Raw genomic sequence first — 12,831 nt, forward strand, 5'->3', positions numbered from 1 at the left:
GGCTTCCTTTCCCGTGGGGGTTCCGGATAGATTCTGCCGCCTGCCGGTCACCTTCCGGACAGGAGGCCGGTTTCGCCGCGCGCCCCCGTGGCGACCGTGCCCACGAGCGCGGCCAGCGTCCGGTGACCCTCGAGCTCGGCCTCCGCGACCCGCTCATCCGGCAGGGCGCGCTGCCACCACTCGCCGGCCGCGACGTCCGCGGCCTCGCGCAGCTCGACCAGGGCGCCCGCGAGCCGGTCGCGGGCCGCGCGCGCGTCGTGGGCGGTGTGCGGGGCCGGCGCGGCGATGGCCGCGGCCGTCGCCTCGGACACCCGGCCCAGCGCGGTCTCGATACGGTCCGCCGCGCGCCGGTTGGTCACCAGCAGGCACGCGAGCAGCCCCACCGCCGCGCCGACGAGCGTGTCGGTCCAGCGGTCGCCGATGAGCACCCGGGCCGGGTGGCTGCCGCCGAACTCGGTCAGCAGCAGCGCCATGGGGGTGACGCACACGCTCGCCAGCCAGTAATTACGGGCGATGAGCGCCTCGGCGCCGATCTGGAACGCGATGGCGAGCAGCACCATCGCGACATGCCCGGTCCGGACCGCCGGCAGCAGCGCGGCGAACAGCAGCAGACCGAGGAGGTTGCCGAGGGTGCGCTGGACCGCGCGCTGCCAGGACAGCACGGTGTTGGCCTGGAAGACGGAAGCGGCCGTCACCACGGCCCAGTACGGGTGCCCCACCCCCAAGGCCATCGCCGCCCACCCCGCCAGCGCGCACCCGGCCGCGACCCGCACCCCGACCGGCAGCAGCGGCGAACCGGGCGCGGGCCGGGAGAAACGGCGACGGGCCCGGCCCGATACGCCGGGGCGTGCTGTCGCCGGGCCCCCGCTCTCCGGCAGCGGCCGCCCCTTGCGCAGGTCGCGCGCCCACGCCTCGTACAGCGCCGCGTCGCGCCCGCCGGTCCCGTCCGCCGCCAGGGCCGACTCGGCCCGCACCAGCAGGTGCTCCAGCTCCGCGTGCGGAGCGGAGTCCGCGCGGTCGAGCGCCTGCCGGGCCGCGCGGGCCGCGACGGCCGTCGCGTGCCGGGCGCGCGGCACCTCGGCGGCGTCCGCGCGCAGCAGCCGGGCGGCCGCCTCCAGGGCCCGTGCGGTGAGGACCCGCTCCGGCCCGTGCGGCCGCATGAGCCCGGGAGCCATGCAGATCAGCCAGGCCACCGTGCCGCACGCCAGGACGAGCCCCAGGTGGAGGGGGACGTCGCCGATCCGCTGCGGGACGAAGCAGGCGGTGGAGGAGACGAAGGTGAGCACGATGCCGCCCGGCGGACCGATGCGGGAGGCGTCGCACAGTGTCTTCTGGGCCGCCGCCAGCAGCGCGGCGACCAGCACCAGCACCGCGGCCGAACCGGTCAGGGACGCGGCCGTCAGCGCCACGCCGACGCTCGCGGCCATGCCGAGCACCACACCGGCGAGCGCCCGGCGCCGCGCAGGGTACGGAAGGGCGTGGCCGTAGAGCGCGCACAGGGCACCCGCCGAGGTGTAGAGGGCGAGGTCGAGACGTCCGGCGGCGAGCAGCGCGGCGTCCGGCACCGCCATCGCCGCTGCCGCGCTGAAGGCGGGCTTGTGCCAGATGTCGGCGGGCCGGTTCAGCCGGAGCAGCCCGCGCAGGGGCAGCGGACGGATGCGGTGCGAGGTGAGCATGGCAAATACGTTAGCAAGTGTTTTACTCGCGAAATAACTCCAGCGCGCGGGCCCGGCAGCCGGCCGGGCCGCCCCACGCGGCTCGCAGCGCCCTCGCCTTGCCGATCCACAGCGACAGGTCGTACTCCGCGGTGTAGCCGATCGCGCCGTGCAGCTGCAGCGCCGTACGCGCCGCCGCGTACGCCGCGTCGCAGGCCGCCGCCTTCGCCACGGCGACCTCCGCGGAGGCGCTCGGCGCGTCCGCGGCGAGGGCGACCGCGGCGCCGTGGAGCAGCGGGCGGGCGAACTCCAGGCCCGTCAGCGTGTCCGCGAGCCGGTGCTTGACCGCCTGGAACGTACCGATCGCCGTGCCGAACTGGGTGCGCTGCCGTACGTACGCGACCGTCCGCTCCAGCAGCGCGAGCCCCACCCCGAGCGCCTGCCCGGCGACGGCGAACGCCGCCCAGTCCGCGGCGCGGGAGGCGGCGGCCCGGACGGCGGGGCCGGCCACCGGCAGCGCCTCGCCGCCGAGGGGCCGGGCGAGCCGCCGCGCCGGGTCGAACGAGGGCTGCACGGGACCGTGGGCGGTGGCGAGGAACAGCCGGTGCGGGGGCGGTACGCGCGTTCCGGTCCCGGCGTCGCCCCGGCCCCCCGCGCCCTCCTCGTCTCCCGTCACCACGAACACCGCCTCGCACACCTCCGCGTCCAGCGCGTACGGCCCACCGCCCGGCAGGGCGAGCGTGACCCGCGCGTCCCCGGCGCACACGCGCGGCAGCCACTCCTCCGCCGGTCCGCTCTCGCCGTGCGCGGCCAGCCGGGAGAGCAGCGCGCCCACGGCGGCCGTCTCCGCCAGCGGGCCCGGCACGGCGTGGCGGCCCGCCTCGACGCAGGCGACGGCGAGTTCCACCGGCAGCGACCCCGCCCCGCCGTACGCCTCCGGCACCGCCAGCCCGAAGACCCCCGCCTCCGCCAGCCGCCGCCACAGGGCGAGCCCCGGACCGTGGTCGCCGCGCGCCCAGGCCCGTACGGCGGACGGCGTGTCGGCCGCGGTCAGCATGCGGTCGAGGACACGGCCGAACGCGAGCTGCTCGGCGGTCGGCAGGAACCTCACGCGCGCCGCCCCTTCGGCAGGCCGAGCAGGCGCTCGGCGATGACATCGCGCTGGATCTCGTTGGTGCCCGCGTAGAGGGGACCGGCCAGGGCGAAGACATAGCCGTCGGCCCAGCCGCCCGCGGCCGGGGCGTCGTCCGCCGCGCCGGCCAGTTCGCCGTACGGGCCCAGCAGGTCCAGAGCCGTCTCGTGCAGCGCCAGGTCCAGCTCGGACCAGAAGACCTTGTTCAGGCTGGCCTCCGCGCCGAGCGGGTCCCCGGCCGCCACGCGCGCCGCGGTGGCGTAGGCGTGCAGCTGATACGCGCGGGCCCGTGCCGCGACGTCGGCGACCCGGTCGCGCAGCGCCGTGTCGGCCGGGTCCGCCGTCGCCCGCCACAGGGCGACGAGCCGACCGGCGGCCGCCAGGAAGCGGCCGGGGCCGCGCAGGGTCAGCCCGCGCTCCTCGCCCGCGGTGCTCATCGCGACGCGCCACCCCCCGCCGGGCTCGCCGATCACGTCCGCGTCCGGGACGAAGACGTCGTCGAGGAAGATCTCCGCGAAGGCCGGCCTGCCGTCGAGGCGGCCGATGGGCCGCACGGTCACCCCCTTCGCGTCCAGCGGGAACATCGCGTACGTGAGGCCGTGGTGCGGCGGGCGGCCCGGGTCGGCATGGCTGCGGAACAGTCCGAAGGCCCGGTCGGCGAACGCGGCCCGCGAGGACCACGTCTTGTGCCCGCGCAGCAGCCAGCCCCCCTCGGTGGGCACGGCGAGCGACCGCAGCGACGCGAGGTCCGAACCCGCCTCGGGCTCCGACCACGCCTGTGCCCAGACCGTCCCGCCGCTCGCCATCGCCGGCAGCAGGCGGGCGCGCTGCTCCTCGGTGCCGTGCGCGAACAGCGTGGGGGCGAGCAGGCCGATGCCGTTCTGGGTGACGCGGGCGGGCGCGCCGGCGGCGTAGTACTCCTCCTCGAAGATCAGCCACTCCAGGAGCGAGCGGCCCCGGCCCCCGTACGCGACGGGCCAGGAGACCGCGGACCAGCGGTGCGCGAACAGCGTCCGCTCCCACGCCCGGTGCTCGGCGAAGCCCTCGCGGGTCTCCAGCGAGCGCGGGGGGACGCGCGGCACGTGCGCGGTGAGCCACGCGCGGGCCTCGGCGCGGAAGGCGTCCTCCTCGGCGGTGAAGTCCAGGTCCATCAGGCGCCGCGCTCCTTCATGGCCTTGACGTCCAGGCCGCCGAGCGGATCCGCCGAGGTCTCCGCGTTGTGCGCGTGCGCGAGGTGGTGGAGCGCGAAGGCGGCGTCCAGGCCGCTGTGCAGGCCCTGGAGGTCCTCGGCCTGGTTGACGGCGCGCTTGGTCAGGGCCAGCCCCATGCGGGGCATCTCGGCGACGCGGGCGGCCAGTTCGCCCGTGCGGAGGGCGAGTTCGGCGCGCGGCACCACACGGTTGACCATGCCCAGCTCGTGGGCGCGCCGGGCGCTCATGCGGTCGCCGGTGTAGAGGAACTCCTTGGCGACGCGCGGCGGCATCACCCACGGGTGGGCGAAGTACTCGACGCCGGGGATGCCCATCCGTACGACCGGGTCGGCGAAGAACGCGTCCTCGCTCGCCACGATCAGATCGCACACCCACGCCAGCATCAACCCGCCCGCCACGCAGGCTCCTTGGACGGACGCGATGACCGGTTTCGGCAGCTCCCGCCAGCGGCGGCACATGCCCAGATACACCTCGGACTCGCGCGCGAAGCGGCTCTCGGCGCCCTCCTTGCCGCAGTGGTCCCACCACAGTCCCGCCCGGCGGGCGTGGGGGAGGTGGGCGTCGCGCTGCGGGGTGCCGATGTCGTGGCCGGCGGAGAAGTGATCGCCCGCCCCGGCGAGGACCACGACCGCCACCTCGTCGTCGGCGGCCGCCCGCGAGAAGGCGTCGTCCAGGGCGTAAGTCATCGCGGAATTCTGGGCGTTGCGGTACTCCGGCCGGTTCATGGTGACCGTGGCCACCGGGCCGTGGCGCTCGTAACGCACCGTCGGGGCCGGAGGTGCGGGCGGTGCAGGGGACGCTGAGGACATGACATCCTTCCCTAACAAGTGTTTGGTAGGTTAACGTACGGCCATGAGCAGCGTCGAGGAGTCCCGCACCGCTGTCCGGCCGGTCCCGCCGCCCTGTCCCCCCGCTCATCACCTGCTGACCGGCCGCACCGCCGTGATCACCGCCGCGGCGGGCACCGGCATCGGCGGGGCCACCGCGCGGCGGTTCCTCGAAGAGGGCGCCCGCGTCGTCCTCGGCGACAGCCACGCCCGCCGCCTGCGGGTGTGCGTCGCCGCGCTCAGCGACGAGTTCGGCGGCCGGCAGGTCGCCGGACTGACCTGCGACGTCACCGACGAGGCACAGGTGGCCGCCCTCTTCGCGCTCGCCGAGGAACGGCACGGCGCGCTGGACGTCGTCGTCAACAACGCCGGACTCGGCGGCACCGCCGAACTGGTCGACATGACCGACGAGCAGTGGGACACCGTCCTCGACACCACCCTCACCGGCACCTTCCGCTGCACCCGCGCCGCGCTGCGCCGCCTGCGGGCCGGCGGCCGGGGCGGGGTCGTCGTCAACAACGCCTCCGTCCTCGGCTGGCGCGCCCAGCGCGGCCAGGCCCACTACGCCGCCGCCAAGGCGGGAGTCATGGCCCTCACCCGCTGCGCGGCGGTGGAGGCCGCCGCCTACGGGGTGCGGGTCAACGCCGTCGCGCCGAGCCTGGCCGTCCACCCGCACCTGGCGAAGGTCACCACGCCCGAGCTGCTCGCCGAGCTCACCGGCCGGGAGGCGTTCGGCCGCCCCGCCGAACCGTGGGAGATCGCCAACGTCATCGTCTTCCTCGCCAGCGGCTACTCCTCGTACATGACCGGGGAGACGGTCTCCGTCAGCAGCCAGCGGGCGTGACCGACAATGGGAGCGTGCCGACGAACAGCAAGACGCGCCCTCAGCCCAGCAGCAGGAAGTCCGGCGAGCAGCCCGCACCCGACCGGCGCCGCGAGATCCTCGCGACCGCCGCCGAGGTGTTCGCCGAGCACGGCTACAGCGCCACCACCGTCCGGAGGATCGCCGACGAGGCAGGGCTCCTCGCGGGCAGCCTCTACTACCACTTCGACTCCAAGGAGTCGATGCTCGACGAGATCCTCTCCACCTTCCTCGACGAGCTCTGGGCCGGCTACGACGCCGTGCTCGCCGAGGGCCTCGGCGCCCGGGAGACCATCGAGGCCCTCGTCACCGAGTCCTTCCGCGAGATCGACCGGCACCGCCCCGCCGTCGCCATCTACCAGAAGGAGTCCCGGCGCCTCACCGACCGGCCGCGCTTCGCCTATCTCGCCGCGTCCCAGCGGAAGTTCGAGACGGTGTGGCTCGGCACCCTCGAACGCGGCGTGGCCGAAGGGGCCTTCCGCGCCGACCTCGACGTCCGGCTCACCTACCGCTTCCTCCGCGACACCGTGTGGGTCGCCGCGTCCTGGTACCGGCCGGACGGACAGCACGGCCCCGAGGAGATCGCCCGCCAGTACCTGTCGATGGTCCTGGACGGCATCGCCGTCCGGACCTGACCCGGAGGAGCAGCAGCCATGGCCGAGGCCTACATCGTCGAAGCGGTCCGCACCCCCGTCGGCCGGCGCGGCGGCGGACTGGCCACCGCCCACCCCGCCGACCTCGGCGCCCATGTGCTGCGCGCCCTGATGGAGCGTACGGGCGTCGACCCGGCCGCCGTCGAGGACGTGGTCTTCGGCTGCCTCGACACGGTCGGGCCGCAGGCCGGCGACATCGCCCGCACCAGCTGGCTGGCCGCCGGCCTGCCCGAGGAGGTGCCCGGCGTCACCGTCGACCGGCAGTGCGGCTCCGGACAGCAGGCCGTCCACTTCGCCGCCCAGGGCATCCTCTCCGGCACCCAGGACCTCGTCGTCGCCGGCGGCACGCAGAACATGTCGCAGATTCCCATCGCCTACGCCACCCGGCAGGCCACCGAGCCGCTCGGCCTCACCGAAGGCCCCTACGCCGGCTCGGCGGGCTGGCGGGCCCGCTACGGCGACCGGCCCGTCAGCCAGTTCCACGGCGCCGAGCTGATCGCCGAGCAATGGGGCATCTCCCGCATCGAAATGGAGGAGTTCGCGCTCCGCTCGCACCGACGGGCCGTCCGCGCCCTCGACGAGGGCCGCTTCGACCGCGAACTCGCCCCCTACGGCGAGGTGACCGCCGACGAGGGCCCCCGCCGGGACACCACAGCGGAGAAGATGGCCGCGCTCACGCCCCTCCTGCACGGCGGACGGATCACCGCGGCGCTCTCCTCGCAGATCTCCGACGGCGCGGCGGCCCTGCTCCTGGCGAGCGAGCGCGCCCTGCGCGACCACGGACTGACCCCGCGCGCCCGCGTCCACCACCTCTCCGTCCGCGGCGACGACCCCATCCGCATGCTCACCGCCCCCCTCCCCGCCACGGCCCGGGCCCTGGAGAGGACCGGCCTGACCATCGACGACATCGACCTGGTCGAGATCAACGAGGCGTTCGCCCCCGTCGTCCTGGCGTGGCTGAAGGAGACCGGCGCCGACCCGGAGCGGACCAACGTCAACGGCGGCGCCCTCGCCCTGGGCCACCCCCTCGGCGCGACCGGCGCGAAGCTGCTCACCACCCTGCTCCACGAACTCGAACGCACCGGCGGCCGCTACGGCCTCCAGACCATGTGCGAGGGCGGCGGGCAGGCCAACGTCACCATCATCGAACGGCTCTGACCGCGATCGCGCGCGGCGCCCTCGTGCGCTCCGGCCCCCTCACACCGCCGGCAGCCCGGCCAGCGTCGCGCGCGCCTGGTCCATGACCCGCTCCACCAGCTCCGCGCACGTCGGCAGGTCGTCGATGAGCCCGGCCACCTGGCCCGCGGCCAGCACGCCCCCGTCCGTGCGGCCGTCCACCATCGCCGCCTTCAGCAGCATCGGGGTGTTCGCGGCCAGCAGCACCTGGCTCCACGTCATCCGGCGGCCGTGCCGCATCGCCAGACCGTCCCGCAGCATGGCCGACCGGCTCAGGCCCGACAGCGCGCGAAAGGCCGCCGCGTGCCGCAGGGCCCGTACGAGCGTGGTGGCGCGGCCCGAGCGTTCCAGCCCCGCGACGAACGGGGTCCGCAGCATCCGGTGCGGCAGGCCGTCGACCTTCGTGGTGACGGTGACGTCCTTGACCGTCGCGGCGAGGTACACGGCCTTCACCGCCGCCGGCACCGTGCTGTCGGCGGTCAGCAGGAACCGGGTGCCCATCGCCACCCCGGCGGCCCCGAACGCCAGCGCGGCCACCAGCCCGCGGCCGTCGTGGAAGCCGCCCGCCGCGACGACCGGGATGTCCACCGCGTCCACCACCTGCGGCACCAGCACCGACGTCGCCACCTCGCCCGTGTGCCCGCCGCCCTCGCCGCCCTGCACCACCACCGCGTCCGCGCCCCACGCCGCGACCTTCTCCGCGTGGCGCCGCGCGCCGACGGACGGCATGACGACGACACCGGCGTCCTTCAGCCGGGCGATCAGGTCCCGCGAGGGCGCCAGCGCGAACGAGGCGACGCGGACGCCCTCCTCGACGATGACGCCCACGCGCGCGCCCGCGTCCCCGGCGTCCGCACGCAGGTTGACCCCGAACGGCCGGTCCGTGCGCGACCGCACCTCCCGCACGGCCGACCGGAGTTGCTCGGGCGTCATCGTCGCCGAGCCCAGGATGCCCAGCGCGCCCGCGTTCGCCACCGCCGAGACCAGGCGCGGCCCCGCCACCCAGCCCATGCCGGTCTGCACGATGGGATGCCGGACGCCGGTCAGCTCGGTCAGCGGCGTCCTCACGCCCGTACCTCCCGCCCGCGCAACCCGCCCGGGTCGATCACGTCCCGGATCAGCCGCAGCTCCTCGGCCGTCGGGGTGCGGGTGCGCGGCACGTCACCGGGCACGTCGAGCGGGAAGCCCGTCGCCGCCCGTACCTCCTCGGCGGTGACACCGGGGTGCAGGGAGCGGACCCGCATCGTGCGGTCGGGCGTCTCGAAGTCCAGGACGGCCAGGTCGGTGACGACGCACACGATGCGGTGGAAGCGCGTCGCGGACGGCCCGGCGGCCGCCGCGCGGTCGTAGCCGACGCCGCAGACCATGTCGACCCGCTCGACCAGCACGCGCGGGGAGTGCCGGGGGATCCAGTAACTGGTCGGGTGATTGAGGGTGTTGACGGGCGCGCCGCGCACGCCGAGCAGCTGGCGGGTGGGCTGTTCCCGGTCCCCGATGCGGGAGATGTTCTGGTTGCCGTGCCGGTCGAGCTGGCTCGCGCCCATCATCACGTGCCGTTTGCCGCCGGCGGCCAGCGCCAGATGGCGGCGGAACGGCAGCCAGCCCTCGGCCACCCCGGCCCGCGCGCCCAGGGCCGGCACATCGGCGACGATCAACGCCTCCCCGTCCGTGAGCAGCAGATCCGGCGAGAACGTCAGCTTCGCCAGCCGCGCACCGGCCGTCGGCACCAACCCCATCGGACTCGCCAGGATCTCCCCGTCGCCCCGCCACGCCTCCGCACACGCCACCACGCACACCTCGGCCCGGTCGGCGGCGCTCACGCGGTGTCCTTCCCGCGCGCTTCTCCGGCCGCGCGGCCCCGAGGCGCGGGCATCACCGGCTTCCGTCGCCCGGAGGCCGCGCCCTCCCCGAAGTCCGCGACAGCGGCCCGGTACGCGTCCTCGTCCCCCGACAGGAACCGTCCCGTGAACTCCCGCCACGCCACGGGATCGGCCGCCGCCTTCGCGTACGCGGCCTGGAACGCCTCGTCCCGCCCGTAGTCCGGCAGGCAGGACGTGAAGTGCGCCCCGCCCGGCGCCTCCACGACACCGCTGACGCAGTGCCGCTGCACCAGCAGCGTCTGCGGGCCACCGCCAGCGGCGAACTCGGCGGTGTCCACCACCCGTTCGCAGGAGACGTACGCCTCCCGCGCCGCCTCGCAGAAGAGGTCGTCGAAGTACGGGTCCGGGCCCAGGTACTGGGCGTTGCCCCGGGCGTCCGCCCGGTTGAGGTGGACCAGCGCCGCGTCCAGCGTGAGCGCGGGCACGGCGACGAACTCCTCGCCGTCCTCGTAGGGCGAGGTGACCGTGCGCAGCCCGCTGCCGGCCGTCATCACATCGGAGCCCAGGCCCGCGCGGACCGGCAGGAACGGCATGCGGTGCGCGGCGGCCGTCAGGCCCCACATGAACATCGCCTCGTCCAGCTCCATCAGCTCCAGGCGCCCTTCCTGCCGGGCGGCCCGGAAGTGCGGTTCGAGGGGGATGGAGTCGAGCGTGGTGAAGGCCGCGACGAGCTTGCGTATCCGCCCGGCCGCCGCCAGCAGGCCGACGTCCGGGCCGCCGTAGGACACCACCGTCAGATCGCGGATGTCCGAGCGCAGCAGGGCCCGTACGAGCGCCATCGGCTTGCGCCGGGAGCCCCAGCCGCCGATGCCGATGGTCATGCCGCTCTCCAGGCGGGCCACGGCCTCGTCCGCGGTCATCGTCTTGTCGGGGCTCATGACGGCTCCTTCCTGTCCTCCCCGGCGGTGAACGCCGCACGGAGGTGGTCGGCGACTCCGCTGAGGTTCGCCTCGAAGGTGAAACCCTGCTCGTAGCGGTAGCTGCGGTGGACGTCGACGGGGTCGATGCCGTTGAGCGCGGCCTTGGCCAGGCGCAGCAGCGAGCCGTCCTTGGCGGCGATCTCACGCGCCAACGCCAGGGCCGCGGCGGGGAGTTCCGCCGCTGGTACGACCCGCCAGACCGAACCGTGCCCGTGCAGCTCCCGCGCGCCGATCGTCCGCGAGGTGTAGTAGAGGGTGCGCATCAGGTGCTGCGGCACGAGCCGGGACAGGTGCGTGGCGGCGCCGAGCGCGCCCCGGTCCAGCTCCGGCAGGCCGAAGACGGCGTCCTCGGCGGCGACGACGGCGTCGGCGTTGCCGGCGAGTCCCACGCCGCCGCCCAGGCAGAAGCCGTGCACGGCGGCGACGACCGGCACCTGGCAGTCGTAGACGGCGGAGAAGGCCGCCGCGCAGCCGCCGTTGGCGCCGATCAGGGCCCGGTGGCCGGGCGTGCGCCGGATCTCCTTGATGTCGACCCCCGCGTTGAAGCCGCGCCCGGCGGCGGCCAGGACCACGCAGCGGACGGCGGGATCGGCGCCCGCCGCGCGGACGGCCCCGGCGAGCTCGTACCACCCGTCGACGGGAAGGGCGTTGACGGGCGGGAAGTCCACGGTGACGACGGCGACGCCCGATTCGGGCCGGGAGGTGGAGACACCCATCAGTGGATCAGCTACCTTTCCACCAAACGTTTGTTAGGTGTGAAGGTAGCAGCGGATCGACCACCACGGGAGGTGGCCAGTGGGCAGTCCCGAGGGCTCGTGCGACCGGGTCGCCGTCATCACCGGCGGGACGCGCGGCGTCGGCGCGGGCATCGCCCGGGCGTTCCTGCGCACCGGCGCCCACGTCGTCGTCTGCGCCCGCCGGCCACCCGGATCGCCGGTCACGGCGGGAGGACGAACGGCCCGCTTCCTGCCGGTCGACGTGCGGGACGCGGCGGCCGTACGGACCGTGCTCGCCGAGGTCGTGGCGGCGTACGGGCACCTGGACGTGCTGGTCAACAACGCCGGGGGCACGCCCTTCCGGCCACTGGGCACGGCGGACGCGGCGAGCCACGCGCGCATCCTGGACCTCAACCTCACCGCGCCGCTGACCACCTCCCTCGCCGCGTACCACCACATGCGCGAACAGTCCTCCGGAGGCAGCATCCTGATGATCGGCAGCGTCAGCGGCACCCGCCCCTCGCCCGGCACCGCCGCCTACGGCGCGGCCAAGGCCGGACTGGAGCACCTCGCCCGCACCATGGCCGTCGAATGGGCCCCCGCGATACGCGTCAACACCCTCGTCCTCGGCATGGTGCGCACCGAGTCGGCCCACCTCCACTACGGCGACGCGGACGGCGTCGCCGCCGTCGCCCGGACCGTGCCCGCCGGCCGCCTCGCCGAGCCCGACGAGATCGGCGCCGCCGCGGTCTTCCTCGCCTCCGAGGAAGCCGCCTACATCACCGGTGCCGGCCTGCTCGTCCACGGCGGCGGGGAGCGCCCGGCCTTCCTCGACGCGGCCTCCGCCCATCATGAGGAGTGAGCGCATGACCGGAAACCGCACCGGACGGGTCGCCGTCGTCACGGGCGCCGGCCGCGGCCTCGGCCGCGCGCACGCGCTCGCCCTCGCGGCCGAGGGGACGCGGCTGGTCGTCAACGACCTCGGCGTCGGCCCCGACGGCGGGGGAGGCTCGGCGGGCCCGGCCCGGCGGGTGGCCGACGAGATCACCGCGCTGGGCGGCGAGGCCGTCGCCCACCACGGCGACATCGCCACCACCGAGGGCGCGGCCTCCCTCGTCACCACCGCCCTGGACGCGTACGGCCGCCTGGACGCCCTCGTCAACAACGCCGGCTTCCTGCGCGACCGCATGCTCGTCAACCTCGGCGAGGACGACTGGGACGCCGTCGTCCGCGTCCACCTCAAGGGCCACTTCCTGCCCCTGCGGCACGCCGCCGCGCACTGGCGCGCCGAGGCGAAGGCCGGCCGTACGCCCGAGGCCCGGATCGTCAACACCACCTCCGGCGCGGGCCTGCTGGGCAGCGTCGGCCAGGCGAACTACGCCGCCGCCAAGGCCGGGATCGTCGCCCTCACCCTCGTCGCCGCCGCCGAACTCGCCCGCTACGGCGTCCAGGCCAACGCCGTCGCCCCGGCCGCCCGCACCCGCATGACCGAGCAGACCTTCGCCGCCACGATGACGGCACCGGAGAGCGGCTTCGACGCGATGGCGCCCGGGAACGTCTCCCCGCTGGTCGTATGGCTCGCGTCGGCGGACTCGGCCGGTGTCACGGGCCGCGTCTTCGAGGCGGAGGGAGGCCGCATCACGGTCATGGAGGGCTGGCGACGCGGACCCACGACGGACAAGGCGGAGCGCTGGGCGCCGCGGGAGGTGGGGAAGGAGGTGCGCGGACTGCTGAGGCGCGCACGGGAGGCGGGACCGGTGTACGGCGCTCCGCGGGCCACGTGACCCTCCGGCGTCCGC

General features: G+C 75.4%; 13 protein-coding genes. 5 read left to right on the plus strand and 8 right to left on the minus strand.

Annotated features, from left to right (window positions below; all coding sequences use genetic code 11):
• Positions 1-47: 47 nt before the first annotated feature.
• The 4 genes from ACZ303_RS21050 to ACZ303_RS21065 are packed head-to-tail and all read right to left on the minus strand — an operon-like array spanning position 48 to position 4,807.
• Positions 48-1,676 (minus strand): FUSC family protein, encoded by a 1,629-nt coding sequence (locus ACZ303_RS21050; protein WP_467341126.1) that lies wholly within the window; start codon positions 1,674-1,676, stop codon positions 48-50.
• Positions 1,677-1,698: 22 nt separating this feature from the next.
• Entirely contained in the window at positions 1,699-2,766 is a 1,068-nt protein-coding gene (locus ACZ303_RS21055; protein ID WP_467341128.1) for an acyl-CoA dehydrogenase family protein, read from the minus strand.
• Positions 2,763-3,938, minus strand: coding sequence for an acyl-CoA dehydrogenase family protein (locus ACZ303_RS21060; RefSeq protein ID WP_467341130.1), 1,176 nt, complete (start codon positions 3,936-3,938; stop codon positions 2,763-2,765). The genes ACZ303_RS21055 and ACZ303_RS21060 overlap by 4 nt, the downstream gene beginning before the upstream one ends.
• The gene (locus tag ACZ303_RS21065; RefSeq protein WP_467341132.1) at positions 3,938-4,807 is read right to left on the minus strand and encodes an enoyl-CoA hydratase; all 870 of its coding nucleotides are present in this window, start codon (positions 4,805-4,807) and stop codon (positions 3,938-3,940) included. The genes ACZ303_RS21060 and ACZ303_RS21065 overlap by 1 nt, the downstream gene beginning before the upstream one ends.
• Positions 4,808-4,850: 43 nt before the next feature.
• On the opposite strand from ACZ303_RS21065, the gene ACZ303_RS21070 reads away from it, so the two are divergent.
• The 3 genes from ACZ303_RS21070 to ACZ303_RS21080 are packed head-to-tail and all read left to right on the plus strand — an operon-like array spanning position 4,851 to position 7,498.
• Positions 4,851-5,669: an SDR family oxidoreductase gene (locus ACZ303_RS21070; RefSeq protein ID WP_467341134.1), complete on the plus strand. Its 819-nt coding sequence runs from the start codon at positions 4,851-4,853 to the stop codon at positions 5,667-5,669.
• Between the two features lie 14 nt (positions 5,670-5,683).
• Positions 5,684-6,322: a TetR/AcrR family transcriptional regulator gene (locus ACZ303_RS21075; protein ID WP_467341136.1), complete on the plus strand. Its 639-nt coding sequence runs from the start codon at positions 5,684-5,686 to the stop codon at positions 6,320-6,322.
• An 18-nt stretch (positions 6,323-6,340) separates the two neighbouring features.
• A complete protein-coding gene (locus ACZ303_RS21080) occupies positions 6,341-7,498 on the plus strand; it encodes an acetyl-CoA C-acetyltransferase (protein ID WP_467341138.1) in 1,158 nt (385 codons plus the stop codon).
• A gap of 39 nt (positions 7,499-7,537) precedes the next feature.
• Here ACZ303_RS21080 and ACZ303_RS21085 read toward each other — a convergent pair whose 3' ends face one another.
• The 4 genes from ACZ303_RS21085 to ACZ303_RS21100 are packed head-to-tail and all read right to left on the minus strand — an operon-like array spanning position 7,538 to position 11,032.
• Positions 7,538-8,584 (minus strand): NAD(P)H-dependent flavin oxidoreductase, encoded by a 1,047-nt coding sequence (locus ACZ303_RS21085; RefSeq protein ID WP_467341140.1) that lies wholly within the window; start codon positions 8,582-8,584, stop codon positions 7,538-7,540.
• Entirely contained in the window at positions 8,581-9,336 is a 756-nt protein-coding gene (locus ACZ303_RS21090) for a CoA-transferase subunit beta (RefSeq protein WP_467341142.1), read from the minus strand. The genes ACZ303_RS21085 and ACZ303_RS21090 overlap by 4 nt, the downstream gene beginning before the upstream one ends.
• Positions 9,333-10,274 (minus strand): CoA transferase subunit A, encoded by a 942-nt coding sequence (locus tag ACZ303_RS21095; RefSeq protein WP_467341143.1) that lies wholly within the window; start codon positions 10,272-10,274, stop codon positions 9,333-9,335. The genes ACZ303_RS21090 and ACZ303_RS21095 overlap by 4 nt, the downstream gene beginning before the upstream one ends.
• Positions 10,271-11,032, minus strand: coding sequence for an enoyl-CoA hydratase family protein (locus tag ACZ303_RS21100; RefSeq protein WP_467341145.1), 762 nt, complete (start codon positions 11,030-11,032; stop codon positions 10,271-10,273). Before ACZ303_RS21100 ends, ACZ303_RS21095 begins: the two co-directional genes overlap by 4 nt.
• A 79-nt stretch (positions 11,033-11,111) precedes the next feature.
• Between ACZ303_RS21100 and ACZ303_RS21105 the strand changes: the two genes are divergently transcribed.
• Together ACZ303_RS21105 and ACZ303_RS21110 are read left to right on the plus strand one after the other, a co-directional pair.
• Complete coding sequence (locus ACZ303_RS21105) at positions 11,112-11,894, plus strand: SDR family oxidoreductase (RefSeq protein WP_467341146.1); 783 nt, start codon at positions 11,112-11,114, stop codon at positions 11,892-11,894.
• A gap of 4 nt (positions 11,895-11,898) precedes the next feature.
• Positions 11,899-12,816, plus strand: coding sequence for an SDR family oxidoreductase (locus ACZ303_RS21110; RefSeq protein ID WP_467341147.1), 918 nt, complete (start codon positions 11,899-11,901; stop codon positions 12,814-12,816).
• Positions 12,817-12,831: the final 15 nt, after the last annotated feature.

It is taken from the genome of Streptomyces sp. NPDC023527, from assembly GCF_055560115.1.